This is a genomic window from Rhizobium sp. K102 (assembly GCF_022385315.1).
Lineage (GTDB): Bacteria > Pseudomonadota > Alphaproteobacteria > Rhizobiales > Rhizobiaceae > Rhizobium > Rhizobium croatiense.
In genome coordinates this window covers 3,031,389-3,054,706 of the sequence record NZ_CP092436.1, presented here as the reverse complement: position 1 = coordinate 3,054,706, position 23,318 = coordinate 3,031,389, and the positions used below count along the sequence as shown (strand labels likewise).

The following is a 23,318-nucleotide window of genomic DNA, read 5'->3' as shown; positions in this document are numbered from 1 at the left end:
GGCTAGTTCACGCCATTGGCAGTAATAAGGTCGCACGCCCGGCCGCGCCGGTAAATCGACCCAACAAATGCCCCACGAGAAAATTTCACATATTGAGAAAAATGGTGCCGCTTACGTGACTCGAACACGTGACCCCATCATTACGAATAACGTGACAGCCCAAAAATCGGCCTGACATCGCCTAACGCGGTCTTAGTAGAAAAGGGCAAATAGTGGATCAGATGCAATGCGTTAGCATATAAGAATTTAACATTAGCTAACACTGGCAATCGCCTCTATAATTTTCCCCGGAGTTTCCCCCGCCGGGCGGTTCCGGTTCCGGGATAGAAAAATTAAGGGGTCCAAAAATGGGGAAGGCGAAGTCAGCATTCACGGCGAAATGGGTTGAGGCCGTCGCGGCAACCGATAAGCGACAGGAAATCCCCGACCCCTCCCTGAGGGGGTTCTATTTGATCGTGCAACCGCTTCCGGGCGGGGCTAAGAGCTGGGCGCTGCGACACCGGGGCAAGCCGAAGTATACGATAGGCCCTGTGGGGGCCTGGCCGCTCAAAGATGCCCGAAAAGAGGCCGGCCGGATTATGCGCGCCTATGACGAAGGTCGTGATCCGCGCGCCGAGAAGAAAGAGTTGCTCTCCGACGACAATCTGATTGAGAACGTGCTCGCCCAATTTGTGAAGCGGCACGTCAAGCGCAAGAACCGCGACAGCACGGCACAGGCGCAACAGCGCTACATCGACAAGGAACTGATACCACGTTGGAAGGGGAAGCACGTTGCGGCGATCCGAAGGCGAGATATCGTCACCATGCTGGACGACGTTGTCGAAAGCGGCCGACCTCAGGCGGCGGTACGCCTGCTAGCGCTCACGCGCAAGTTCTTTAATTGGGCGGTCGGCACCGGCTGGCTGGACGCCTCGCCCTGTGTCGGCGTTCCAGTTCCGGCCCCGCTGGTCAAGCGCAAGCGCGTGCTATCCGATACCGAGTTGCGGCTGGTCTGGAAGGGTGCCGAGGCAATCGGCTGGCCGTTTGGCCCAATGGTGCAACTGCTCATGCTAACTGGGCAGCGCCGCGAGGAGGTCGCCGCCGCAAGCTGGTCGGAATTCGATTTGACCGGCACGGAGCCATTCTGGACGATCCCAGCGGGAAGGGCGAAGAACGGCAATGAGCAACAGGTCGCTTTAGCACCGACGACCCTCTCCATTTTGAACAACCTGCCTAGCATCCAGGGCGGGGGAGATTTTATCCTTTCGACCAACGGCAACACCAGCATTTCAGGATATTCACGGGGCAAGCGACGTCTCGACGAGAAAATCATGGAGATCGCCCGGGACGAGGCCAGGGAAAGGGGTGATGATCCCGAGGAAGTGAAGCTGGAGCCTTTCACGTTACATGATCTGAGGCGCACCCTTGCCACGCGGCTAGGTGACCTTGGTGTTGCACCGCACACGGTGGAGGCGATCCTCAATCACGCCCGCGTCGGCATTGCCGCGACCTACAATCATGCACGCTATGAAAAGGAAAAGCGCGAAGCCCTGATCCTGTGGGAAAGGCATATCAAGACGATTATCGCCGTCGAACCGGGTTCGAACGTCATTTCGTTCGGCAAGTTTACCTTGCGGGAGACCGGCGAATAGAATCGCTTAATTCGCTTGTGATCAGGCATGTTGGTGAGTCGTACGCGCAAGTTTTGCTTGTCAAAAAGTGAGGCGCTCACTGTATACCGCAAGTTTTACTTGCAGGTAAATAATCTTATTGGATGTAAATACTGTTTGCATTGAGCGCCGATGTTGTCGTTTGATGGTAGTTGATTTGGTTCGGTAGCGGCCTTGAGGTCGCCTGGGAGTGCCAAGCCGAAGAAGCTCCAAACGACAAAGGAGGCACGCTCATGGGGAAGCGATATCTGACCCAGCCGCAACTCAGGGAGCGCTACGGCGGCGTCTCCGACATGACGATCTGGAGGTGGATCAGGGCCGGTCGCATTCCAGAACCGGCGTTGTTCGCCAACCGCAAATATTTCGCCGAGGACGAGCTTGATGAGGCTGATCGCCGGGCGAAGACCGAGTACCGGCGCGCGCAGGCAGAACCGTCGAAGCACGTGCCGCCGCAGCTCAAGAGAGCGCCGGGTGACTCATGAAGCAACAAACACGGCGAAGGCCGCACGTTGCTGTAGCGCGCGGCCCCCACTCAACTGTCTTACCAAAGCAGCGGTTGGACATGGAGAAGCCTACTCTCACCCAATTTGAAATTCAATCCGCACTCGATCTTGCCCGCCATTTGGCGAATTGCGGCGCTCGCCCAGTTTTGGAAGCGCTTCGAGCCGTCGAACGGGGCGAGTCGGTAGGCTCTGTCCTTCGCGATTTTGCCCGCCTGCCATCTGGCTGCGATCGGCCGCGACTCTCCGGTGCCGCCGAGATAGTCGCCATGAGCGACGAGGGAAGGCGGCAATGACCGAGAAAATCGACCTCTCCTGGATAAGCCGCGACCCCGATTTACAGATGCGCGAGGCGGGGATCGATCCGGCCGTCGTCGCTGATTACGCCGAGGCAATGGACGCCGGGGCGGAGTTCCCGCCTGTGATCCTGTTCTTCGATGGGGAAGGATACTGGCCCGGCGACGGCTTCCATCGGATCGAGGCAAGCAGGACCCTCGGCAGAGAAACAATCAATGCCGAGGTTCGTGACGGCGGCAAGCGCGAGGCAATGCTCCTAGCCGTCGGTGCCAACGCGAACCACGGTCTCAGGCGCACCGGTGCGGACAAGCGGCGCTCGGTGCTCGCGATGCTGCGGGACCCGGAGTGGTCGAAGTGGTCCGACCGGGAGATCGGCAAGCGATGCGCGGTCGATCACAAGACCGTCGGCAAGGTGAGATCTGAGCTAACCGGGGATTTCCTCACTGAGCGGACATACACCACCCGGCACGGCACCGTTGCCACGATGACGGTCCAGCAAGCCGAACCTGCGCCAAGGGGCGGCTCCATGGTCGACCGAATGCTTTCGACGGCCACGACCGAAGCGCTGATAGCCGAGTGCCGCCGGCGCGGGCTGGAGGTTTCCGGCCATGCGGATTGAATATGCGACCATCGGAGCACTAGCTGATGAAATCGGCTGCCGCCGTGAAGACCTGATTGCCCTCAGTCCCGACAACGATCCGTTCTACGTCCAGCGGCCGAGTCGTGCGGCGGAGGCGGAGTGGTTCGCAAGCTTGTGGCAGTCCTTGAGCTTTCAGGTTGGGAGCCATCTGCGACGACTGCATTACAGCATCATCTCTCAGCAGCAGCCGGTCCTGAAACCAAATGGTGCGCATTATCTCAACACTGAAAATGACTGGAAGACCCTCCTTTCGGCTTCGCTGTCGGCGCGCTACCTGCGCCTTATCCCGGACGGAGCGCTCGCCGATCACCGGAATGATCCGCCGATTATCAATGCGTCCAATTCTGGAACTCAACAGCCTTGGGTGCGTGTAGCCGGTGGATACCAGGCGGACTTGACCTATCACACCCCAACCAATGAGGTTTGGCCGCCGTGTATCCTTGGTGGCGATCTCACTGTCGCTCAGCCCTACCTTGTGGAGATTTGGGTCGAGAAATCCACGCAGAACGATATCCTCGACCCGTTGGCACGGCGGCTCGAATTCAACCTCGTTTCCGGCACCGGCGAGACATCGGAGATATTGGCGCGGCAAGCGGTGGAGCGAGCTATCTCAGATGGCAGGCCGATGCGAATTCTCTACGTATCGGACTTCGACCCCGGTGGTCGCTCCATGCCGGTCGCCCTTGCAAGAAAGATTGAATTCTGGATTCGCGAAGCAGACCTCGACCTGGACGTGACGCTAGACCCCGTCGTTTTGACGCCCGAGCAATGTGAACAATACCGGCTCCCCCGCACACCATTGAAGAAGACCGAACGCCGGGCGGCGAAGTTCGAGAAGCGGTTCGGTGAAGGCGCGACCGAGCTGGACGCGCTGGAGGCGCTGCACCCCGGCGAACTGGCAAGGATCGTTGAAAACGAGGTCTGCCGCTACATCGACACGACCCTTTCCTCCCGCGTTTTTGACGTGAGCTGGCGTCATCGGCGGGAGATACAGCGGGTCGAAGAGAAGGTCCTGAAGAATTACGACATCGCCGAAATTCAGCGTCGCTATGACGAGTTGAAGGCATCCTTTAACGCCGGAGCCGAGGCGCTGGAGGAGGAGACGCGAGAACTTTGGCCGCAGATAGCGGAAGAGCTGCAAGCTAGCATCCCAGCCTTCGACCCAGAGGACATGCCGCAGCCGCGCCCTGCTTCGCCTCCTGATGAGCCTCTGTTCGATAGCCGCCGCCCCTATCTAGACCAGATCGACGCCTACCGCCGTTGGCAAGGACGGGGAGGCCCCAAATGAGCCTTCACGATCTTGCGAAGCGGCTGGGTGGCGAACTCGGTCGCAACGGCTTTGTACTCTGTGCCGGCCCCGGCCATTCGCCAAAAGATCGGTCCCTTTCGGTCTGGCTAGACCCCGACGGCAAGCTCCGCATCTATTCGTTTGCCGGAGACGATTGGGCGCTGTGCATGGACGACGTGCGCGCACGCCTCGGCCTGCCCGCGTGGGAACCGGGAAAGGGGCGGAAAACTGCGCCGGCTTTCCGAGTCTCAAAGCGGCCATCCGATGGCCATGACGAAGCATTCCGCATCGCGCTTGTGCGTCGCCTCTGGCGCGAAGCAGAGGACCCGCGAGCGCCGCCGGTCTCCGCCTACCTCCGCCACAGGGGCTTGCCGCCGCTGTCCGACGATCAGCTGCCGGTCTTTCGGTATCATCCACATTGCCCGTTCAGCGGCGAGCGCGTGCCGGCGTTGATCGCCCGTTTCTCGCCAATCGAAAATGATCCCAGCCTTCAGGTCGAGCCGACCGCGATTTTTCGCATCCGCCTCGATCACTATGACGGTGACCGGCGCAAGCTGGCGCTCGGGCCATCGAGCGGGCAGGTGGTTAAGCTCTTCGCGGACATAAGCCTCGGCGGAGTTGGGATTACAGAAGGCGTTGAGAAAGGGCTTGCGCTTGCCGCGAGCGGCTGGCGGCCGATCTGGGTGACCTGCGGTACGGCAACGATGCGGACCTTCCCGCTTTTGCCCTGGATGGATGCCTTGACGGTTTTCGCCGACCGTGACGAGCCCGGCCGCAATGCGGCGCTTGCCGCCGCCGCCCGCTGGCATGATGCCGGCCGCGAAGCCCGTATCCTCCAGCCGCCGCCGGGACACAAAGATTGGGATCAATGGTTCCGTGGAGGTGGTCAGTCATGAACCACCGCACCATCATCGATCTCGAACGCGAAGCCGAAGAGGTGCACGATCCGCTCGAACCGGAATTCGTTTCGGCATTCGGAGATGCGGTTCCTGCCAGGGAGTTTCTCGACAGCGGCTCCTTCTTCCCGATGCGTAGCGTTACGGGATTGAGCGGCGACGGCGGCGTCGGAAAGACTTTGCTAGCCTTGCAGCTTGCGGTCGCGACAGCCTCCGCCGACCTGCAATGGCTCGGCTTCGATATTCTGCGTCATGGACGGGTCCTATTCCTGAGCGCCGAAGATGACCGCGATGAGGTGCACATCCGGCTCGCCGGCATCTGCGAAGGAGAAGGGATCGACCTGCACAGCCTGGACGAGACCCTGGCGTTCCTCCATTGCGCTGGTCATGACGTGGTGCTGGCGACCGAGGAGAAGGGACGCGCAAAGCCAACCGAGACGTTCTCCCGGCTCCGTAAGGCATGTGAGAGGGTGCGGCCAACGCTTCTGATCCTCGACCCGCTTGCCAACCTGTTCCAGGTCAACGAGATAAACCGCAACGCCGCGATTGCCTGCATCGGTCTCCTGCGAGGGCTGGCAATTGATTTCGAAATGCACGTGCTGCTTTTGGCGCATCCCTCTTTATCGGGGATGAGCAACGGCTCAGGCATGTCCGGCTCTACCGGCTGGAATAATGCCATGAGGTCGCGGCTTTATCTGACCACCAAGCGCAACTCGAACGGTGGCGATGACGAACAAGAAATCGATCCCGACGCGCGCTATCTAACGCCGAAGAAATCCAACTACTCGAAGCTAAGTGAGGCAATCCCGCTCCGCTGGGAAGATGGTCGCTTCGTGCGCGCCGAGGAGGAACGGCCGTTCGATGGTGTTACCGTCCAGCATCTCGAACAGGTCCGCACCGCGTTTCGGAATAGCGAGTTCCGCTATGACCACCGTGCCAGTGATTGGGGCGGCTACCTCATCGCTGAGATCATCGACGTCGATATCGGTAGGGGAAAGCTGCTTCGCGATCTCACGGCAACGCAGAAGGCCGGAAGGCGGAAGGTGTGTTCAATCATCTCAGCGTGGATGCGCAGCGACCAGATCAGCATCGTCGAGCGCAAAGACGGCCGCACCGGACGAGATACGAAGTTCTTTAGGGCTGGATGAAATGGGCTTCCACACTCTTCCACAGTCTTCATTTTCACGGACGACCGCCACGCGGGTAGGTGTCCACCACACTCTTCTCTCCCTCTATAGAGGGAGAGTGTGGAACACCGTGACCCGCCGCTTATCGGAGAGTGTGGATACGTTCAGGCGTGGCAGAACGAGGGGCGGCATGGCCACGGATGGTTCCCTTGTTATCAAAAGCCGCTTTTGCGGACAGCGGCGGTGAACAATGGGTACAAAGTCCTCCAGAGAGCGCATGCGCCTCTACAGGCAACGGAAACGGGCCGGCCGCCGCGTGATCATGCTTGAGATCGATGAGGTCGAGACTGCCACTATGCTGGAGGAACTGCATTTCCTGCATCCCCTGGACGCGGACGATGACGAAGCATTGGAGCGGGCGCTTTGTAAGATGATCCAGGTACTTTGCCGCGCGTTGGCCGGTGACGTGTAACGGCCCGCCATGCCGCGGTTTGCTACAGTCGGTAAATGACTGGATCGAAGACATGCTTCATAGTGAAGTCGGTGGCGATCAGCGGTAGCGCGCTCCATGAGGCTGGGCACGCTTTGGCGGCGCTCGACCATGGGATTGGCGTGCTCTATGTCAACCGGAGCGAGGTGGGCCTCCAGTCTCCAGGTGACCTTCTTGAACGCGGACGTCACCACGGCGCAATTGCAATTGCCTACGCGATTACTGCGTTAGCCGGCCATGCGGCAGCGCCAGAAACCGGACTATCGGCATCGGATGAACTGCTTCTGGAGCATGCATTTTTCTTGGGCTCCTGGTCCGATCCTCGCGCCGCGATGCTTAGCGCGTTTTCGACCCTCGCGGAGGATTTCGTGATCGGCCATCGCGAGCAGATCGAAAATCTAGCCACAATCCTTGATCTAGGTCGCACTATGTCGGGCTCCGAGGTCGTGGAAATTTTCGGGTGCATGGGGCAATGAGCGAGACGGACGCGGACCAGCACCTCGCCATGATAGCGGCGCGCGCGGAGGAGATCCGAACTGGGCTTGATGGCAACTTCACGAAAGAGCAGCTTCAGCGGCCGGTGAGCAGGCGTACGGTTCACGCACTCGTCGCGGCCATCACAGCCGCCACAGCCGTGAAGCTGAAGGCGCTATCGGCCCGGATCGAAGCACTTGAGGAAGGTGGAATTCGATATTTGGGGAATTATCAGCGCGCGTCCTCTTACGCGAAAGGCGATGCCATCACGCATTCCGGAAGCCTCTGGATCGCACTAAAGGCTGTCCCAGAAGGCTCGGCCCCCGGCCGCGATCCAGCCTGCTGGCAACTGGCTTCAAAAGGCGACAGACCGGTGAAACGCACCACGGCGGGATCGACCCCGGCATGATGATCATCGATCTACCTCCTCGAATAGCCGACGCAGTCGAAAGAGCTTGGGAGCTTGCTGCCGAGCACCTGCAAAGGCCCCTCACGGATAAGGAAGCTGCGATCATCGTTGCGGCGGTATATCGGTATTTTGATGAGCCCGATGCGCCAACGACGAGACTTCAGTGAAGCCGACCGCCTTTCACCTGAGCGCGCCGCTGGTGCCGCGGCAGGACCGCTTTGCGACCCCATTTCGGATCTGGCTACCGACAATGCTCAATGGTGACAAGCAGGGCAACATGCTAAAGAAGCAACACATTTCTCCTCGCGGCTGTGACGGCTTCAATTTTTTCACAGTGGAATGAAAATAGAGACGGATCTGAAATAATGACCTTGCAGCGCAGCTATCCAGTAGCCCTTGCGATCCTGGTGTTCTTCATTTGCGGCCCAGTGTGGGCCCAATCAGCTACGGAACATCACGTCTGGCAAAACAAGCGCAAATTCGAGCCTTATAGCCGCACCGCCGAGTCGATCACCGGTGCAATACGGCTCTCCGGAAATCCGAATTTCGCCAGCCGCGGTAGCAAGATGACGATCACATTCGAGAACGGCAAAGATGTCGAACTGGGCTCGGTGGGCGCATCGTGGCGCGAGTGGGACGAGACCGACGACAAGATGACGACTGCGGAGGTCTTCAAAATATCGCGGGATCCGGGCGCTCTCAAAAACGGCAACACGCTCTGCGGTAAATCTGGCTCGGCCCGATACATCGTTTTTCTCGAAAAATTGTCGTTCGGAAATACTCCACTGCTTGGGATGGCGGTTTTTGGATCGAAGAAAGCTCCGCACAACATCAATAGCCAAGGTCTCTGCGGTACGTTCAACTATTCCACCGACTGAAGCCGGGGTCTGCGGCAATACGCTTCGTGGGCATATGCCCGAAGGAACGCGGGAGCTCGAATAAATTGCCCGCAAGGCGCGAACCAGACCTTGCCTTAGGCCCCGGGGGGCAGGTCGGACCTTAATAGACAAAGAAGCCAGGCCCGCGTGCAATCTCACTCCCGGATTTTTTTCGCCGGCAGAAAACATCGGCAAGAGTTTTTCCCGTCCGTAGATGGAAATGGCTAAAAAGACCCCCGGACGACCTCCGCATAACCCTAGCCCAATGGACCGACGTGTCGTTATCCTGTTGGCTTCAAGGGGAGTGCGACAGTCGGAAATTTGCTACGTCCTCGGCATCAGCGAGAAGACGCTGCGACGGGCCTACGGAGCGGAGTTACGCCGAGGCGCATCGAAGTTCGAATGCGCGCTCGCTCTGCGGCTTTTCGACCTCGCCGGCGGCAACGGCGCTGTTGCTGTCAGGGCGCTCCAGTTCGTCTTGCGATCTCGTTTTGGTTGGACGAAGTTCGCGCCGCCGCCGCCTCGCTGACAATGAACGCATCAGGATAGGCGGCGTGCTGGCCAAGGTAGCGATAAAGACCGTCATCGCGAGTGGTTCAGCTTGACCTGCATCCGCGCTTCAGCAAACTTACATCTAAAGCGTGCGTGAGGGGGTGGGCATGGGTAACAGGCGATCAGTTCTGGTGGGTGCTTTTCTGCTGATGGGAACGGCATCTCAATCGTTCGCAGCCTCAGCGCCAAAGGGCGAGTGTCCGAACCTGTGGAAGATGTACGGCCTCTTTATGCGGGCATCCTTGCAATGCAACTTCCCGGAATCAAACGCAATTCGTAAGACCATGGCGCGCATTAAAGCGACGTGCGCGAGCACTCGCGAACAAGAGGCCAGAAAGTATGTGAGCGTTGGATTTGCTGAGTTTGACAAGGAACTGAAACGAGACGGCCATCCAAAGGCGTGCGGAGCGATGTACACCTTTATGGACGCTGTCGGTCAGTGAGAGGGCTCAGCCACCCGACGGAAACCTTCCACTGTTTTGGAAGAAAGGTTTTGATCAGATCGGGATTAACCTATTCAGCTTGAATGCACAGATGAGGCAACCATGATCGATCCTAAACAAAGAGCCGCAGAACTGGAAAAGGCGTCCGTTGACTCCGCGCGAGAAGGCCTGAAAGCCCTGCTTCTGCTCAATGGTGGCGCTTGCATTGCGCTTTTGGCGTTTATCGCAAACCTCGCCGGGAACGACAAAATCGATTGGGGAACATACTTCGTCGTAAAGGCAGCTATGCGCTCGCTCGCCTGGTTTGCGGTCGGAGCTGGCCTTTCCGTGCTTACTTGGTTCTTCGCCTATTATTCGAACCAGAGCTACGCGACATCGATCATTCAAGGCAAAGAGCGCGCATGGTCCGTTGGTTCGCTCTTGGCTAATATCGGAGCTTTCCTCGCCCTTCTCTCACTCATGTCTTTTGCTCTAGGAGTTTTTTCAATTTGGGGGTCCGCGTCGCGGTGAAGCTGCTCGTGGCTAGAAGACAAACCTTTTGGGTGTCTTGAAGACTGCCACATTACGGATGCGCTTTGTCGACCGTCCGCTGTCTATCTCTGCCCCGAATGCAACCGCTGGGTCCGGCCGAACAGTGATTATCGCGGCCCTGGTTTCAAACACATGACCGCCTCGCTAGCCTTTAGCTATTCCGCAAGGGGGAAGCGCAAACGATTGGAGAAACGATGACCCGTCATGGAATCAGCTGGGATGACCTAGGGTATTTGGAAGTGGGCGATGATGGACGCCTGTATTGGAAGGGTGAAGCAGTCATCGTTGAGAAACGTCTAAAGCTCGAGCGTTACCAAATCTGGCTTGCGATACTAGCGACGATCGGGTCGCTCCTGTCAGGCGTCTATCCTTTTCTGGATCATTGGCATTTGCTGGGTTGACCAGGAGGTTGCCCGGTCAGTCTTTAGATCGGGGAGCTGCCCCCTGCGGCAGGGGCGGATGCAAGAGCGTTTAGTTTACAAGAAACCGTCGCCGGCATGATCCTTGAGGCGATCGGCGCAGCGCAAAAAAAGGGTTCCGTCGTCAGGCCGAGACGGCCACAGCGAGCGTTCCGATAGGGAACGCCCGCCAATCGCTGTCGATATCGGCCTAACCCGTGCGTAGGGCACAGCGAAGTCCCAGCAGTATCGGCTGCTACTCTCCCGTTTGGGGGTTTCTCGCATACCGTTCGCCGGTTTGGGGGTTTCTTGCCCCTTCGCCTTGAGCTTTCCCCGAGCCTGTCGGACCACTCTCCTTCGATCCAGGCACTTCGGCTACGTCTTGTGGCCCCCCCAAAAAATCACCGCTAACGTTGCCGGTGCCGACGCGACCGTCATGCTGGTCATTGGAGGCGGGCGCTACTGCGCTCTGCCCGTTTTGTTGATAGCTCTGCCCGTTCTGCTGATAACCGGCTTGGTTCTCGTGGCCCTTCAATTTATTGGCAGCTGCGTATTCGGGGGGGTCTTGGATTGTCTTCTTGGCGGGAGGCGTCTTAGATTTATCGGTCATGTCGATCTCCATTGTTGGGCCGTTGGATTGGTAAGGCAGACACCCACAAACCTATCAGACCGACGACTTAAAGACTACTATAAGATTTATTGGTAGTATTTTACCGTCTTAGGTTGTAGCAGATAATGCCGACAGTTCCGTGCATCAGGGGCCTTTTTCGAGCGAGGAGCGGGCCGGCTTTGCGTATCCTACAACTTTTGACGGCTCAGACCCAAAGGTTGGTCGTGCTAATCCGGTTTACCAAGGGAGAGCCGTGCCCTGGCAAACCTGTCACATCGACCGCCGGCACGACGAAAGGCCCGCACCATACCATGCTCGACACCGCCGCCCTCCTCGAAGATGCCGCCGATCGGATCGCCGATATCTCGCGCGCTGATCTGCAGATCATGCTTCGCCGGGCCGCCCTGCGGCTGCGCAATGCCGGCGCCCTTTCAATGGACGAAGATGTTGAGGAAACTTTGCGCGACCTGTCCGGCGAGTTCGGCATGACGCGCAATGATACGGTCAGGTTCATCGTCCGGGAGTGGATGGAGAAGAACACCTATCTGCCGGTGCACGAGCTGGACGAGGATGGCGATGTTGACGGGACAGCATAAATATCGATGTGACGAACCCGACGATTAGCGGGAAAATAAATCATCCCGGAAATTATAATAGCTGCAGTTGTTCATCGAATAGAGCTCCAAACCAGGACCTAGTTCGTTCCGTGAAAGTTCCCATTCGAACGTGTCGTCACTATCAAGGCCGGTAATCAACGCCATCTTGGCCAGTTCCATGAAGGGGACTGGGGAAAGGCGACGCCGTACACGGTTGCTTCCTTGCGCGGGTATTTGCCTTTGATAACCCTCGTGATTTCCAAATCGACCCGTATCATCCGTGTCGGAATGTTGGTATCCGCCGGTAGCAAACCCGATTCTCCGATCGACAGCGACTTCACACGAGCCTCAACCACGACCTTCGCCTTAGCCAGCAATTCGTTCTGGGGAGGACATTTAGGCGTAGCGGCCGCCGGCTCGACGCCAATAACTGCCAGGAGCCAAATTGCCTTGAAGCAGAGGTGCATAACTGTGTTCAGAAATCGCTCGTCGCATCGTTGTATCCTTTCGCACAGCGATGCCTATGTCGCCTCGATTGTGTGGGGCTGAACGCGGTTCCTCATTCCAACTGATAAACCGCGGCGTTATCCTGCACCTCTCGCAACCCCTTGTATGAGGGGTGGCGTAGCTTGCCGTCATGCGTCCAGCCTCGATATTCGATCTCGGCAACCAGCTTCGGTTTGATCCAGACAAGGTTCTTGCGGCCGCCGGAATATTTGACGGCCGGTTTGGTCGCCTTGATCCTGTCCATCGTTGCGCGAAGCCTCATCGCCTCGTCTGCCTTGAAGCCCGTTCCCACATGTCCGACGTAAATCAGGTCGTCACCCTTTCGAGCAGCCAGGAGGAGCGCGCCGATATTCCCGAACGCCGCGCTGGAGCGCTGATAGCCGACGATTGCGAAGCCGTCGCTCTGGATGCATTTGATCTTCAGCCAATCGCCGTTCTTGCCGCTGCGATAGGTGCTGTTCCGATCTTTCGCGATGATGCCCTCAAGCCCATGCTCGCAGGCGATGCGCAGAAGCGTTTCGCCATCCGCTTCAATCTCCTCGGAGAGGCGAATGGCCTCCTCCCCGCCGGGCGGCACTACCCCCTCGAGGAGATGGCGCCGGGCGGTGAGCTCTGTCCCGGTGAGGTCGTGGCCGTCGAGATAGAGGACATCGAAGACCATGCAGACGGATTCCCACGATGTCCGTTTTCCGCCCTTCCCGCCGAGCGACTGCTGGAGCCTACCGAAGTCCGACCGGCCCAGCTCATCGAACACGACGGCTTCGCCATCCAATATCGCCGTCGAGACAGAAAGGCGCTTTGCAGCCGCCAGGATCGCGGGGAAGCGGGCCGTCCAGTCGTGCCCACCCCGCGTCAGGATGCGAACGCCCTTGGGCTCGATGTGTACAGCCAAGCGGTACCCGTCCCATTTAACCTCGAACGCCCACTGCCGGCCTTTCGGCGGCCGCGGCTTGAGGAGCGCCAGGCACGGATCGATGCGCGCCGGCATAGGGTCGAGGGTGAGCTGATGCTGCGCCGGATCACGCTTCTTACGCGGGCGGCTGCGGAGCGGTGCGTCAGCGTCACCAAGCAGCGGCTGGGAAGGCTTGCGAGGCGGCATTGTCATGCCCGCAGTTCATCAGCAACAACTTAAAAAGCAACTGACCAAGATTGATTATTGACTCCACGGCGACCGAGAACATAATAGGAACATCGGCGAGGCGGCCGCCAATCTGAAAACTTGAGTATGGAGCACGGATATGCGCGAGCAGCCGATCGGCGAAGCCATGGTTGATGATGAAATTGCCGAGGTGCTTGCCTATCACAAAGGCAATGCACAAGCCGCAATAGGAACTCTCCTGGGTGACATTCGCCACCTTCGCTGGCAACTCGTACTGACAGAAGGCGCAATGGGCCGAGGCATGACGCGGGGGTGGCGGCCGAGATACGACCGAGACTGATATGCTTGATCGTCTTCAAACAAAAGCCGTTGCCTTCGAAATAGCGTTTAACGACTGGTGGCGGTCGCAACCGGGTTCTTTCCGAGACGGCATTAGCCCATCGGCTGCACGTGCCTGCTTTCGCGCAGGATATACCGCCGGCAAGCACGTTTCCGAGCGCCGTTTCGTCTTCAGGGCGGGCCGCATGCGCATCACTGTCTGGGCAACTGGTCCTACGGCAGCGAAGGCGAAAGCCGAAATGGAAGCTGATTTTCGGGCAGCAAAGAAGGGGTGGCCCAAACCGAAGGCTGGCTGGCAGCTCCAGGAGATCAAATGAGTATCAAAAACCACTCAAGCGCACCCGGCGCGAATGTACATTTCGAGCACTATTGCGAGGAAGTCGGCTGCAAGACGTGGGGCGGATTCGGTCACAGCCCATCAAAGGCGATCCCCGTCCGCTGGTGGTGCTGGGAACACTTCCCCTACAAAAGCTATGAGCAGGAACAGGCGCTGAGGAGGAAGCTCGAGGCGGCCGAGCGCGGGGACGTTGACCGATGATCGCCGGATTGATCCTATGCGCATCACTGACGGCCGTCGACGGCGACACGGTAAAATGCGATGGGCAGAATATGCGACTGCTGGGGGAAGGCGTTCCGTTCATCTCGGGCATCGACACGCCGGAGATCGGATCGCACGCGAAGTGCATCAAGGAACGGAAGCTGGCGCTGATCGCCAAGGGGAGGCTGAAAGAGCTTTTGGCGGAAAAGGGATTGCGGGTGATGTTCAGCGGCGCGATAGACCGTACGCCGTCGCACCGGCCCCTCGTAAACATCTACCGAACGAATGGTGAAGAGATAGGCAAAAAGCTGCTGCAGGAGGGCTTTGCCAGGACATGGAGCCCGAGGCGGCCCCACGATTGGTGCAGCGGATAGCGTCCAACGACGGTACGGCAGTTTGTATTGAGCGTGAACTTTGTCGCGATCGTAGTCATGCAACAAGGCCAATGTTACCCATCGCGACCCGCGTCGGACGAAGCTTTACGTTAATAATTGCGAGCGTCCGGTTGCTGCCAAGCGGCTCGCCAAGAAGACGATCGGTTGTTACCGTCAGCTTGCTTACAAGCGCATCGTCCTGCATCAAGCAGTACACCATGTCATTGGCAAGAAGTCCGCGACCTCGGAGCTCTTTCGCTTCTGCTTTCGTCGGAATTCTCAGCCCATCGAAGAGCGTTTTCATCCTATTGTCGATATCGCCCTGATTTGTAATGAGCTGGCCAGGCGGCTGTGCGCGCAAGAGAAGGACATCTAGTTCGGCCTGGGTGAATAGTCCCTTCGAGACGATGGATATGAATGGTTGCCCATCCACTTCATCACGAGCGGTCAGATCTCCTTTTACCGGCACGGCTTGCAGCCATTTCGTGGAATGAACCAATGGTTCATGCTGCCACAGGTTCTGCATCTGAGGGTGTATCGCCAACCTAATCTTGTGAATATCCTCAATATCGCAGCGGCGGCGCGGTCGAAGGTCGCCATCAAAAATCAATCGAAACTCCATCAGAGGAACCCATCTCTTGCATGATCATTGAACAGATAGGGGCGGCGCACATAATGTTCTATCGTCGCCGGTGGTGAGCTGCTCGTAACGTCGACTTATCAACCAAAACTGCCACTCGGGCTAAGCCAACGCAAAGGGGACGGGTCGGCTAAGTCGCCATGTTGACGCATTGCTACACAAGATTATTTCCAGAACAGCGTGCTGACGTACCTCCCGCGCGGCAAGGGCGCCGCCGCCCGGAAGGCTGTCATATTGTTGCTCCAGGCGCTTTTCGGATGGTCGCCGTATTTGCCGCCGCCTCGCTGAGAATGAACGTGCGTCAGGATAGGCGTCGCGTCGGCCCATGGTAGCGATAAAAACCGTTATCGATGCGGATTACCCCAAGAGCTTGATGCCGGCCGATAGTAGAGACATTGCTCCCTCGGCTGTTAGGTTTCCTGCGGCTCCAACCATTGCTTTGCGAGCGTCCGCAAGCAAAGAACTGAGGCGGCTGCGTTCGGGGCTAGGTTTTTTCCCCTCCAGCTCAATGGCGTTTAGAGCTTCCACAAGCAAAGGGGTCTCGGCTCCCGCTTTCCCAAGCTCGGGCAGTGACGACCGAATCTGCTTTGTCAGCTCCAATATCTGTTCAACATCGTTCGATCTTGCGACGATGTCGCCGGCGGTATTTTCCGCTCCCATGATGCCGTTAAACGATCCAATGGAATTGATGTTGTAGGTGATGCTGCCGGTAAGCGCTTTGGTTCGTTCGGTGGTATCGAAACTAAAGCCTTCACCTTTTATGCCGGCCTTTTCCAGGGATAGCGCCCAGTCAAGAATTGCGTTTCTGACAGCTTCAACCACTCCGTGCAACTGAGTTGTAGAAAGGTGGACCGACATTCGTCCCAACTCGACATCAGATCCCTGATTAAGTGACCTGATCACTGAAGGCGGCAGGTGCATCTCTGCGAAGCCCGCGGAGCTTTTTGCGATAAGATCTTCAACTGAGGGAAGAGATTGTCGGAGATTAACTGCTGCGAGCGTCTCGTTTTGCTTATCGGACGATAGGATAATTGGAATCCAGCCATTGTAAGGGTTGAACGCCTGTGGTCGTCCTCGGAGTTTTCGGTAAGGCGGCAAGTCATTGTTTGGGTAGCCGTTAAGTTCATGCTCGACCCAGCCTTCGACCGCACCAAGATTTAGCTTGGCTGCCGCAACCTTGACCTTTCTCAAAATCGTTGTGACCGGGACGCCAGCGTTTAGCGCGTCCCTTTGTATTTCTTCCACAAGTCCCGACATCGAATCAGACCTCCCGAATCCGGACACCTAACCACGGCTCGCATCTCTAGCGCTACACACCGTCGCTGACATTCCACAGCTGGGCTACTGGATTGGTGGGGCTCTTTCTAATTGTCATGTTTCTGGGGTGGTTGTTCTAACCGCCAACGCGCAAAACAATCTGACGCAGCCGGCCGGTTCGGATGGTCACGATATCTGCCGCCCTGACCCAAATGTGAGCAGGAAGGATATATGCAGCCGGGATGATGACGCCGGCTGCATACGGTGCTCACAGTTCTGCCGCTTAAATTTCGTCGGAGACTTCGTTCCACACCTGCTGCACTCCTTCGATATACCAGCAAAGCTGATCGTAAGATGGCCAGCGTCTTGCATCGCCGGTTAGCTGTTCAGCCAATTCTTCCCTTAAATAGCCGTCGCCATCTTCATATATGGCTTCGCAAAGCGCTCGGAAAAGTGCGCCAGCATCCGGGGCCATCGCCTCGGCATCGAGTTCGGCCAGTTGGGCGACCCTTTCCAGCTGGTCGTACTCGGCGGTTTCCATCGCCCATTTGCGCCCCTCTTCGATCCATCCGGGGCGCTGCACTTCCTCAATCTTCTGCTTCGATGCCCTAAGGCGCTCAATGACGGTATTCATGTCGTTATCTCCTATGCTCATCGTTGATTTCAGTTGAAGTTCAAAGGCGCGCCGGGCGATTGCCGACCAATTCTCGTTGGTCGCGTCCATGCGCATCTTCAGTTCATCAGGGAGTGATATGTTCAACGTTGCCATGCCAAGGGAGTCCTATGCGCATAAATGTTTATGCCGCTTTATTATGCGCATAAATTTCTGACAGACGCAAGTGATGCGCATTGCCCGATACTAATTCTTTTGTTCAGCTTTCCCCCGTGTGCGGACGCGGCTACAATTCGTAGCACGTGGGGAGATGAGGCCATGCGTCCGGGTTATCGCGATCCGCAGAAGCGATCGGTGCTTCTCAAGTTTCCGGGCTTAGTGATCGGCGCGGTCGCGTTTGGTGCGGCCGGCGGTTGGACCGCGAGCGACTTGCTGGCCTCATGGAGCGCTTCTGGCGGCTCTGGGCAAGCGTGCAGAATCAAGGGCAATGTCTCCATCGACACGGGCGAGCGTATCTTCCACGTGCCGGGGCAGAAATACTATGCACAGACCAAGATCAGCCCACAGTACGGCGAACGTTGGTTCTGCTCGGAGTTCGAAGCCTGGGCGGCCGGCTGGCGAAAATCGAAATCGTAATGCTTTCTTCCCGCCGCGCGCCGCCGGCGGGGCGCGGGCATGCCGGGGAGGATGCCACAGAGGCGGGGAAAACGGAAAGCCGATTTTCCCCCAGATTTTCCCCCAAGGGCGCGCGCAAAGGGAAACGTTCCGTACCTGAAACGATATCTTATTAATTTTCTTGAGGTTTTTGGTGCCGCTTACGTGACTCGAACACGTGACCCCATCATTACGAATGATGTGCTCTACCGACTGAGCTAAAGCGGCATTTGGCGGCCGAAGCGTGCGGCCTGCGATTTGCATGGCGCTGATACAGGCATTGTCCGAAGATTTCAAGCACCCTGTCATGCCTTTGGCAAAAAAGAGGGCAGGCTGTGGAAGACCGCCCTCAGAGTGCCAGCCGGGTGCGGGAGGCCCTGTATTCGGCCTCCAGCCGGTCGACGAGTTTGGCCACCGGCTCGACGGCCTTGACGGCGCCGATGCCCTGGCCGCTGCCCCAGATGTCTTTCCAGGCCTTGGCGCCGCCGGTTGCCTGTTCGAAATCCATCTTCGACGGGTCGGCGACGGGCAGGTTGTCGGGGTCCATGCCGGCGGCGACGATCGAGGGCTTGAGGTAGTTGCCGTGCACGCCGGTGAAATAGTTGGAATAGACGATGTCGGCGGCCGCGCCCTCGACGATCGCCTGCTTGTAGGCGTCTGCGGCGCGCGCTTCTTGCGTGGCGATGAAGGGCGAGCCGATATAGGCCATGTCGGCCCCCATCGCTTCTGCGGCGAGGATGGCGCCGCCGGTCGAAATCGCGCCGGCAAGCAGCAGCGGCCCGTCGAACCATTCGCGGATTTCCTGGATTAGCGCAAAGGGCGACAGCGTGCCGGCATGGCCGCCGGCGCCCGATGCCACCGCGATCAGCCCGTCGGCACCCTTGCGGATCGCCGAATGGGCGTGGCGATTGTTGATAATATCGTGCAACACGATGCCGCCATAGGAATGCACGGCGGCATTGACCTCGGGCACGGCGCCGAGCGAGGAGATGACAACAGGCACCTTGTATTTGACGCAGAGCGAGAGATCATGCTCCAGCCGCTTGTTCGACATGTGGACGATCTGGTTGACGGCAAAGGGGGCCGCCGGCCGCTCCGGATGGGTGGCGTCGTGGCGGGCAAGCTCCTCGGTGATCTCGGCCAGCCATTCGTCCAGCTGGCTTTCCGGCCGGGCGTTCAGCGCCGGAAAGGCGCCGACAACGCCTGCCTTGCATTGCGCCAGCGTCAGCGCCGGATGCGAAATGATAAAGAGCGGCGAGCCGATCACCGGCAGTCTGAGTTTGTCCTTGAGGATCGGGGGCAGGGCCATGGTTCACCGCTCGCATTGACGTTTACGAAAACGTCAATCTCATAACAGAGAAGAAAAGCCGATAAAAGAGCGGCTGCCATGCCTTCGTCGATTTCCGCCCGATATATCAGGCCCACAAAATGGATAGGGAAGCTTCGCACGCCGGGGAAAGCTGGCGAATATCGCCTGAGATCAACGGCGGGCGATGCTGCAAGGCTTGCGGTTTGCCGCACTTGCCGCTACCGAATTTTGATGGAGAACGGCGGGGATTGCGGTCCGACGCCGGGTTCAAGGTGAAGGACGTAATGTGAGCGGATTAGAAACGGCCATCAGAACAGCGCTCGAAAATGCCGATCGCGACAATCCGGAAGTTCGAGCGAGGATCTACCAGTCGGCCCGCCAGGCGCTGGAAGCCGGCCTGCGCAAGCAGGATATTACCGATGCCGACGCCGTCGCCCATCACCGCCACCGCCTGGAAACCACCATCCACGCCATTGAAGGCGAGGAGCGCGAACGGCTCCACCCCCGCCAAAACCCGCCTGAAGTGCCGGTGCCGCCCGTCGTCGAAATGCCGGCGCCCCCAATACACAGGGGTGATGTCGCCGATATCGACAGCCTGATCGAAAGTCCGGTGGCTGCAGGTGAGGCTGGCCCTCCCGAGGTGGTCATGCACCGGGGCGACGATTCGAGCCTTGATAATGTCCATGCGGCCAATGCCGATCATCTCGCGGCCGCCCCGATCGGCGAGGAGCGGCTGACGCGTGGCGAGCGTGCGACCAGCATGGATTTCCGCCCGGAACGGGCGGCCGGCCGCCGCAAGCCGCGCAAATTCTTTTCGAGGCTTCTCGTCTGGTGCGTCTTGCTTGCCTTCATTGGCATCGGCGCCTGGTGGGCTTATACCTCGGGCCTGCTTTTGACGGCGGCCGAACGCGACACCAGCGTCGCCAATCCGCCGGCGAGCACCCAGCCCGAGGATTTCACCGGCAATGACGACAGCGCCGGCGATGCCGCCACCCACACCGATCAGCCGGTCACGATCGATCCGCAGAACAGTTTTTCGGCCGACTGGATCCCAGTGTTCAAGCCTGAGGAGGCCGACAAGATCAAAAGCGGCCCGCGGGCCCGCACCGAAAACATCACCGAGAATGACGGTCCCGCCGTGCGCCTGATTTCCGAAAGCGGCGCGGCTGACGGCAATATCTCCGTCAGCGTTCCGGCCTCGGTGCTGCAGCAGCTTGCCGGCAAATCCTCGACCATCGCGCTGACGCTGCAATCGACCACCGACGAGCCGACGCAGGTGACGGTCGAATGCAATTTCCAATCGCTCGGCAACTGCGCCCGCCATCGCTTCAGCGTCACCCGCGAAAAGTCGGATGCGCTGCTGCAGGTGAAGTTCGACCGCTCGCTCGCCCCGAATTCGCCGGGCACGCTGACGATCAACAGCGATCTCGACGGCAAGGCGCGCGGCATCAACCTCTTCGCCATCCGCATCCTGCCGGGGCAGTGACCGGCTTCTTACGGCGCCGCGTCTGAAAAGACGCGCGGCGCTGTCCGGCAATTATGTGGGCGGCAGACGACTTATTTCAGGAAGCCGGAGCCGGAGCCGATGATCTCTTCGTCGACCTCGCCGATCGCCGCCTTGTCCTTGCCCTCATAGTCCATCCTGTTCAGCATGTGACGGATGAGCTGCAGGCGTGCACGCCGCTTGTCGTTGGCGCGGATGACGGTCCATGGCGCGAAATCCGTGTGGGTTTCCTTCAGCATCCGATCGCGCTTTTCGCTGTAATCGCCCCATTTCGTCAGCGCCGCGATGTCCATCGACGACAGCTTCCAGACCTTCAGAGGATCGTGCCTGCGATCGTGGAACCGCTTGAGCTGCATCTCCCGGCCGATATCGAGGTAGAATTTGAACAGGAAGATGCCCTCATGGGCGATGATCTTTTCGAGCTGCGGCGCCTGTTTGAGGAAGCTCTCATATTGCTGCGGCGTGCAGAAACCCATGACCGGCTCGACCCCGGCGCGATTGTACCAGGAGCGGTCGAACAGTACGAATTCGCCCGATGTTGGAAACTGCGCGACGTAGCGCTGGAAATACCATTGCCCCTGCTCGCGTTCGGTCGGCTTGGTCAGAGCAACGACGCGTGCAAGGCGAGGGTTCATATGCGCCGAGGAAGCCGAAATCGCGCCGCCCTTGCCGGCAGCGTCCCGGCCCTCGAACAGCGCCATCACCCGTTTGCCTGATGCCTGCAGCCAGAACTGCACCTTGATGAGTTCCACCTGCAGCTTTTCCAGCTGTTCAAGATAGTCCTCCTCGCTCAGTTTCTTCTTGTAGGGAAATTCGCCGGATTCCAGCGCATGGTCCTCCACCCAGTCCGGCAGGACCGGGTCGTCGACGTCGAAGATGCGCTTCTTGCCGCGGATAGTGAGTTCCACGGCCCTGCTTTCGACATCCTCGCTCATATGCTCCTCCAGCGCTGATGGTTTACCCTCCCCGCAGGCGAACATATTTAACCTTGAAAATCAAATCTTTCGCTTGCGGCCCGTGATTTTTTCTCAAGCTTCCGCTGCGGCCTTTCGTTTAAGCGGCGCCAACCGAAAACTTCTGTCATGAATTGCCGCTATCAGGCACAGTTCCAATATAAAGAAAAACGAATCGACGCCGCGAGGCCCACTTGCCAGACGAAATCCCGTGGAGAAAAAGCCTGTTGGCGCGCATTCGGCGCGAACGGCCGGTGCTACTTGCGGCCATCCTCAGCGCCTTGATTGCTCTTGCCGCCGGCATGAACAAGTGGGTCGTGCTCGTACTCCTGCTCGTCTTGAGCTTGACCGCGCTGTTCAACGAGGCGCCGGTGCTCAAGCCGGAACCGGCCGAGCCGGAGGAGACGGAGCCGGAAGCGCCGCCGAGCCGCCTGCCTGATATTTCCGCCACGCTTGCCGGCCTCGATATTCCCGTGATGGTGCTGTCCGAAGACGCCTCGGTGCTCTTCCAGAACCGCGCCGCCGAAAAGGCCTTCGGCGAAGTGGCGCTCGGCGCTCATATATCGGCCCGGCTGCGCTCGCCCGGCGTGCTCGACATGGTGCGCGAAACCATCGCAACCAATGCGCCGAACCAGATCGAGCATTCCGAGCGGCTGCCATCCGAGCGCGTCTATATCGTCCGCAGCGCGCCGGTCGAATTCAAGGCCGACGGCCAGCGCGAGCGGTTTTTCATCCTCTCCTTCCGCGATATATCGGAGGTTCGCCGCATCGACCGCATGCGCTCGGATTTCGTCGCCAATGCCAGCCACGAACTGCGCACGCCGCTCGCCTCGCTGCGCGGCTTCATCGAGACCATTCAGGGGCCGGCGAAGAACGATCAGAAGGCGCAGGCGCAGTTCCTGGGCATCATGTTCGATCAGACGACACGCATGAGCCGGCTGGTCGACGACCTCTTGTCGCTCTCGCGGCTTGAACTGAAATCGCATATCGCCCCGGATGAGAAGGTCGATCTGGTGCCGCTGCTCGGCCATGTCCGCGAACTCGCTGGTGCCGCTGGCCAGAGACGTCGGCGTCGATATCAACCTGCATCTGCCCGACGGCAAGGTCGAGGTGCTGGGAGACCGCGACGAGCTCGTCCAGGTCTTCGAAAACCTGATGGAAAATGCCTGTAAATACGGCCAGGAAGGCAAGGTCGTCGACGTCCGGCTGAAGAATGCAGCCGGCGGGCCCGTCGAGGTCAGCATCATCGACAAGGGGCCGGGCATCCCGGCCGAGCACGTGCCGCGTCTGACGGAACGCTTCTACCGCGTCAGCATCGAGGACAGTCGCTCGAAAAAAGGCACCGGCCTCGGCCTCGCCATCGTCAAACACATCCTCACCCGCCACCGAGCGCGGCTGATCGTCAAATCCGAAGTCGGCAAGGGCACCGATTTTACCGTACGGTTCTGACGGGGAGAGGGGACGTGCCATACGAGACAGCTGAGTTAAGTCCCCTCTCCCCGTAAAACGGGTGCGGGTTAGGGCCTCCAATTTGGGATGCGTCGGCAGTTTCTGCAACGAGAGGTAGATTGAAGGTTCCGACTTTGCCGGTTCTCAACATTCGTACCTCGGTGCTTTTGAGAATTACGTTTTCTTTCAATAATTTAGTCTGTCACAAATGTTTCACGGATTTGACATAAAAGGACGGGGCTTACAGCGCTAAGAGAGTCCCGCCGATGAAAAAAGGCATGCGAGGGCCTCTCTAGAGGCCGCA

General features: G+C 58.7%; 29 protein-coding genes, 2 tRNA genes and 1 pseudogene. 22 read left to right on the top strand and 10 right to left on the bottom strand.

Translation table 11 applies throughout. The annotated features are described in order from the left end of the window. Positions 1–102: 102 nt before the first annotated feature. Positions 103–171 (bottom strand) — tRNA-Ser (locus tag MHI61_RS21105). A 176-nt stretch (positions 172–347) separates the two neighbouring features. On the opposite strand from MHI61_RS21105, the gene MHI61_RS21100 reads away from it, so the two are divergent. From MHI61_RS21100 to MHI61_RS21030, 15 genes are all read left to right on the top strand, one after another. Beyond that, complete coding sequence (locus tag MHI61_RS21100; protein ID WP_239790382.1) at positions 348–1,631, top strand: site-specific integrase; 1,284 nt, start codon at positions 348–350, stop codon at positions 1,629–1,631. Between the two features lie 251 nt (positions 1,632–1,882). After that, positions 1,883–2,131, top strand: coding sequence for a DNA-binding protein (locus MHI61_RS21095; protein WP_239790381.1), 249 nt, complete (start codon positions 1,883–1,885; stop codon positions 2,129–2,131). 310 nt (positions 2,132–2,441) lie between these two features. Then, a complete protein-coding gene (locus tag MHI61_RS21090) occupies positions 2,442–3,065 on the top strand; it encodes a hypothetical protein (protein ID WP_239790380.1) in 624 nt (207 codons plus the stop codon). Then, positions 3,055–4,374, top strand: coding sequence for a hypothetical protein (locus tag MHI61_RS21085; protein ID WP_239790379.1), 1,320 nt, complete (start codon positions 3,055–3,057; stop codon positions 4,372–4,374). Before MHI61_RS21090 ends, MHI61_RS21085 begins: the two co-directional genes overlap by 11 nt. Continuing rightward, positions 4,371–5,270 (top strand): toprim domain-containing protein, encoded by a 900-nt coding sequence (locus tag MHI61_RS21080; protein WP_239790378.1) that lies wholly within the window; start codon positions 4,371–4,373, stop codon positions 5,268–5,270. The genes MHI61_RS21085 and MHI61_RS21080 overlap by 4 nt, the downstream gene beginning before the upstream one ends. Next, positions 5,267–6,418, top strand: coding sequence for an AAA family ATPase (locus MHI61_RS21075; RefSeq protein ID WP_239790377.1), 1,152 nt, complete (start codon positions 5,267–5,269; stop codon positions 6,416–6,418). Before MHI61_RS21080 ends, MHI61_RS21075 begins: the two co-directional genes overlap by 4 nt. Before the next feature lie 256 nt (positions 6,419–6,674). Then, the gene (locus tag MHI61_RS21070) at positions 6,675–6,869 is read left to right on the top strand and encodes a hypothetical protein (protein ID WP_239790376.1); all 195 of its coding nucleotides are present in this window, start codon (positions 6,675–6,677) and stop codon (positions 6,867–6,869) included. 113 nt (positions 6,870–6,982) lie between these two features. Continuing rightward, entirely contained in the window at positions 6,983–7,363 is a 381-nt protein-coding gene (locus tag MHI61_RS21065; protein ID WP_239790375.1) for a hypothetical protein, read from the top strand. Beyond that, positions 7,360–7,770 carry a transposase gene (locus MHI61_RS21060; protein ID WP_239790374.1) on the top strand — a complete coding sequence of 137 codons (411 nt, stop codon included), beginning with the start codon at positions 7,360–7,362 and terminating at the stop codon, positions 7,768–7,770. Before MHI61_RS21065 ends, MHI61_RS21060 begins: the two co-directional genes overlap by 4 nt. After that, positions 7,767–7,937: a hypothetical protein gene (locus MHI61_RS21055; protein WP_239790373.1), complete on the top strand. Its 171-nt coding sequence runs from the start codon at positions 7,767–7,769 to the stop codon at positions 7,935–7,937. The genes MHI61_RS21060 and MHI61_RS21055 overlap by 4 nt, the downstream gene beginning before the upstream one ends. Continuing rightward, positions 7,934–8,113: a hypothetical protein gene (locus MHI61_RS21050; protein ID WP_239790372.1), complete on the top strand. Its 180-nt coding sequence runs from the start codon at positions 7,934–7,936 to the stop codon at positions 8,111–8,113. Before MHI61_RS21055 ends, MHI61_RS21050 begins: the two co-directional genes overlap by 4 nt. Before the next feature lie 22 nt (positions 8,114–8,135). Further along, the gene (locus MHI61_RS21045) at positions 8,136–8,648 is read left to right on the top strand and encodes a hypothetical protein (RefSeq protein ID WP_239790371.1); all 513 of its coding nucleotides are present in this window, start codon (positions 8,136–8,138) and stop codon (positions 8,646–8,648) included. 683 nt (positions 8,649–9,331) lie between these two features. Continuing rightward, complete coding sequence (locus MHI61_RS21040) at positions 9,332–9,643, top strand: hypothetical protein (RefSeq protein ID WP_239790370.1); 312 nt, start codon at positions 9,332–9,334, stop codon at positions 9,641–9,643. Positions 9,644–9,745: 102 nt separating this feature from the next. Then, positions 9,746–10,153 carry a hypothetical protein gene (locus MHI61_RS21035; RefSeq protein ID WP_239790369.1) on the top strand — a complete coding sequence of 136 codons (408 nt, stop codon included), beginning with the start codon at positions 9,746–9,748 and terminating at the stop codon, positions 10,151–10,153. Between the two features lie 215 nt (positions 10,154–10,368). Next, positions 10,369–10,575, top strand: coding sequence for a hypothetical protein (locus MHI61_RS21030; RefSeq protein ID WP_239790368.1), 207 nt, complete (start codon positions 10,369–10,371; stop codon positions 10,573–10,575). A 253-nt stretch (positions 10,576–10,828) separates the two neighbouring features. Here MHI61_RS21030 and MHI61_RS21025 read toward each other — a convergent pair whose 3' ends face one another. After that, complete coding sequence (locus MHI61_RS21025; protein ID WP_239790367.1) at positions 10,829–11,182, bottom strand: hypothetical protein; 354 nt, start codon at positions 11,180–11,182, stop codon at positions 10,829–10,831. 311 nt (positions 11,183–11,493) lie between these two features. Here MHI61_RS21025 and MHI61_RS21020 point away from each other — a divergent pair, with 311 nt between their 5' ends. Then, positions 11,494–11,778, top strand: coding sequence for a CopG family transcriptional regulator (locus MHI61_RS21020; RefSeq protein WP_239790366.1), 285 nt, complete (start codon positions 11,494–11,496; stop codon positions 11,776–11,778). 559 nt (positions 11,779–12,337) lie between these two features. Here MHI61_RS21020 and ligD read toward each other — a convergent pair. Next, positions 12,338–13,390 (bottom strand): non-homologous end-joining DNA ligase, encoded by a 1,053-nt coding sequence (gene ligD, locus MHI61_RS21015; protein WP_239790365.1) that lies wholly within the window; start codon positions 13,388–13,390, stop codon positions 12,338–12,340. Continuing rightward, entirely contained in the window at positions 13,347–13,640 is a 294-nt protein-coding gene (locus tag MHI61_RS21010; protein WP_239792923.1) for a hypothetical protein, read from the bottom strand. Before MHI61_RS21010 ends, ligD begins: the two co-directional genes overlap by 44 nt. Positions 13,641–13,725: 85 nt before the next feature. Between MHI61_RS21010 and MHI61_RS21005 the strand changes: the two genes are divergently transcribed. The 3 genes from MHI61_RS21005 to MHI61_RS20995 are packed head-to-tail and all read left to right on the top strand — an operon-like array spanning position 13,726 to position 14,635. Next, entirely contained in the window at positions 13,726–14,040 is a 315-nt protein-coding gene (locus MHI61_RS21005) for a hypothetical protein (RefSeq protein ID WP_239790364.1), read from the top strand. Then, positions 14,037–14,261 (top strand): hypothetical protein, encoded by a 225-nt coding sequence (locus MHI61_RS21000; protein WP_239790363.1) that lies wholly within the window; start codon positions 14,037–14,039, stop codon positions 14,259–14,261. The genes MHI61_RS21005 and MHI61_RS21000 overlap by 4 nt, the downstream gene beginning before the upstream one ends. After that, the gene (locus tag MHI61_RS20995) at positions 14,258–14,635 is read left to right on the top strand and encodes a thermonuclease family protein (protein WP_239790362.1); all 378 of its coding nucleotides are present in this window, start codon (positions 14,258–14,260) and stop codon (positions 14,633–14,635) included. The genes MHI61_RS21000 and MHI61_RS20995 overlap by 4 nt, the downstream gene beginning before the upstream one ends. Before the next feature lie 55 nt (positions 14,636–14,690). Here the strand turns inward: MHI61_RS20995 and MHI61_RS20990 are convergent, their stop codons facing one another. The 3 genes from MHI61_RS20990 to MHI61_RS20980 all read right to left on the bottom strand — a co-directional run bounded on the left by MHI61_RS20990 (position 14,691) and on the right by MHI61_RS20980 (position 17,301). Beyond that, positions 14,691–15,245, bottom strand: a complete 555-nt coding sequence (locus tag MHI61_RS20990) for a hypothetical protein (RefSeq protein WP_239790361.1) — start codon at positions 15,243–15,245, stop codon at positions 14,691–14,693. Positions 15,246–15,632: 387 nt separating this feature from the next. Continuing rightward, positions 15,633–16,532 carry a hypothetical protein gene (locus tag MHI61_RS20985; RefSeq protein WP_239790360.1) on the bottom strand — a complete coding sequence of 300 codons (900 nt, stop codon included), beginning with the start codon at positions 16,530–16,532 and terminating at the stop codon, positions 15,633–15,635. A 283-nt stretch (positions 16,533–16,815) separates the two neighbouring features. Next, positions 16,816–17,301: a hypothetical protein gene (locus tag MHI61_RS20980; RefSeq protein WP_239790359.1), complete on the bottom strand. Its 486-nt coding sequence runs from the start codon at positions 17,299–17,301 to the stop codon at positions 16,816–16,818. 162 nt (positions 17,302–17,463) lie between these two features. Here MHI61_RS20980 and MHI61_RS20975 point away from each other — a divergent pair, with 162 nt between their 5' ends. After that, positions 17,464–17,781: a succinoglycan biosynthesis protein exoi gene (locus MHI61_RS20975; RefSeq protein ID WP_239790358.1), complete on the top strand. Its 318-nt coding sequence runs from the start codon at positions 17,464–17,466 to the stop codon at positions 17,779–17,781. Positions 17,782–17,951: 170 nt separating this feature from the next. Here MHI61_RS20975 and MHI61_RS20970 read toward each other — a convergent pair. Together MHI61_RS20970 and MHI61_RS20965 are read right to left on the bottom strand one after the other, a co-directional pair. Beyond that, positions 17,952–18,027, bottom strand: a tRNA-Thr gene (locus MHI61_RS20970). A 121-nt stretch (positions 18,028–18,148) separates the two neighbouring features. After that, complete coding sequence (locus tag MHI61_RS20965; protein ID WP_239790357.1) at positions 18,149–19,108, bottom strand: nitronate monooxygenase family protein; 960 nt, start codon at positions 19,106–19,108, stop codon at positions 18,149–18,151. A gap of 286 nt (positions 19,109–19,394) precedes the next feature. Between MHI61_RS20965 and MHI61_RS20960 the strand changes: the two genes are divergently transcribed. Next, positions 19,395–20,594 carry a regulator gene (locus MHI61_RS20960; RefSeq protein WP_239790356.1) on the top strand — a complete coding sequence of 400 codons (1,200 nt, stop codon included), beginning with the start codon at positions 19,395–19,397 and terminating at the stop codon, positions 20,592–20,594. A 71-nt stretch (positions 20,595–20,665) separates the two neighbouring features. On the opposite strand, the gene ppk2 is transcribed toward MHI61_RS20960, so the two are convergent. Further along, the gene (gene ppk2, locus MHI61_RS20955) at positions 20,666–21,547 is read right to left on the bottom strand and encodes a polyphosphate kinase 2 (protein WP_239790355.1); all 882 of its coding nucleotides are present in this window, start codon (positions 21,545–21,547) and stop codon (positions 20,666–20,668) included. Positions 21,548–21,792: 245 nt separating this feature from the next. Between ppk2 and phoR the strand changes: the two are divergent. Continuing rightward, a pseudogene (gene phoR / locus MHI61_RS20950) lies at positions 21,793–23,014 on the top strand (phosphate regulon sensor histidine kinase PhoR). Positions 23,015–23,318: the final 304 nt, after the last annotated feature.

What these genes read in the sequence shown, in the direction of transcription:
- MHI61_RS21090 (WP_239790380.1), top strand. Translation starts at nt 2,442, where the DNA reads ATGACCGAGAAAATCGACCTCTCCTGGATAAGCCGCGACCCCGATTTA.
- MHI61_RS21020 (WP_239790366.1), top strand. Translation starts at nt 11,494, where the DNA reads ATGCTCGACACCGCCGCCCTCCTCGAAGATGCCGCCGATCGGATCGCC.
- MHI61_RS21075 (WP_239790377.1), top strand. Translation starts at nt 5,267, where the DNA reads ATGAACCACCGCACCATCATCGATCTCGAACGCGAAGCCGAAGAGGTG.
- ligD (WP_239790365.1), bottom strand. Translation starts at nt 13,390, where the DNA reads ATGACAATGCCGCCTCGCAAGCCTTCCCAGCCGCTGCTTGGTGACGCT.
- MHI61_RS21025 (WP_239790367.1), bottom strand. Translation starts at nt 11,182, where the DNA reads ATGACCGATAAATCTAAGACGCCTCCCGCCAAGAAGACAATCCAAGAC.
- MHI61_RS20995 (WP_239790362.1), top strand. Translation starts at nt 14,258, where the DNA reads ATGATCGCCGGATTGATCCTATGCGCATCACTGACGGCCGTCGACGGC.
- MHI61_RS21045 (WP_239790371.1), top strand. Translation starts at nt 8,136, where the DNA reads ATGACCTTGCAGCGCAGCTATCCAGTAGCCCTTGCGATCCTGGTGTTC.
- MHI61_RS21095 (WP_239790381.1), top strand. Translation starts at nt 1,883, where the DNA reads ATGGGGAAGCGATATCTGACCCAGCCGCAACTCAGGGAGCGCTACGGC.
- MHI61_RS21100 (WP_239790382.1), top strand. Translation starts at nt 348, where the DNA reads ATGGGGAAGGCGAAGTCAGCATTCACGGCGAAATGGGTTGAGGCCGTC.
- MHI61_RS21005 (WP_239790364.1), top strand. Translation starts at nt 13,726, where the DNA reads ATGCTTGATCGTCTTCAAACAAAAGCCGTTGCCTTCGAAATAGCGTTT.
- MHI61_RS21055 (WP_239790373.1), top strand. Translation starts at nt 7,767, where the DNA reads ATGATGATCATCGATCTACCTCCTCGAATAGCCGACGCAGTCGAAAGA.
- MHI61_RS20975 (WP_239790358.1), top strand. Translation starts at nt 17,464, where the DNA reads ATGCGTCCGGGTTATCGCGATCCGCAGAAGCGATCGGTGCTTCTCAAG.
- MHI61_RS21080 (WP_239790378.1), top strand. Translation starts at nt 4,371, where the DNA reads ATGAGCCTTCACGATCTTGCGAAGCGGCTGGGTGGCGAACTCGGTCGC.
- MHI61_RS21060 (WP_239790374.1), top strand. Translation starts at nt 7,360, where the DNA reads ATGAGCGAGACGGACGCGGACCAGCACCTCGCCATGATAGCGGCGCGC.
- MHI61_RS21000 (WP_239790363.1), top strand. Translation starts at nt 14,037, where the DNA reads ATGAGTATCAAAAACCACTCAAGCGCACCCGGCGCGAATGTACATTTC.
- MHI61_RS21035 (WP_239790369.1), top strand. Translation starts at nt 9,746, where the DNA reads ATGATCGATCCTAAACAAAGAGCCGCAGAACTGGAAAAGGCGTCCGTT.
- MHI61_RS21030 (WP_239790368.1), top strand. Translation starts at nt 10,369, where the DNA reads ATGACCCGTCATGGAATCAGCTGGGATGACCTAGGGTATTTGGAAGTG.
- MHI61_RS21070 (WP_239790376.1), top strand. Translation starts at nt 6,675, where the DNA reads ATGCGCCTCTACAGGCAACGGAAACGGGCCGGCCGCCGCGTGATCATG.
- ppk2 (WP_239790355.1), bottom strand. Translation starts at nt 21,547, where the DNA reads ATGAGCGAGGATGTCGAAAGCAGGGCCGTGGAACTCACTATCCGCGGC.
- MHI61_RS20965 (WP_239790357.1), bottom strand. Translation starts at nt 19,108, where the DNA reads ATGGCCCTGCCCCCGATCCTCAAGGACAAACTCAGACTGCCGGTGATC.
- MHI61_RS20980 (WP_239790359.1), bottom strand. Translation starts at nt 17,301, where the DNA reads ATGGCAACGTTGAACATATCACTCCCTGATGAACTGAAGATGCGCATG.
- MHI61_RS21085 (WP_239790379.1), top strand. Translation starts at nt 3,055, where the DNA reads ATGCGGATTGAATATGCGACCATCGGAGCACTAGCTGATGAAATCGGC.
- MHI61_RS20985 (WP_239790360.1), bottom strand. Translation starts at nt 16,532, where the DNA reads ATGTCGGGACTTGTGGAAGAAATACAAAGGGACGCGCTAAACGCTGGC.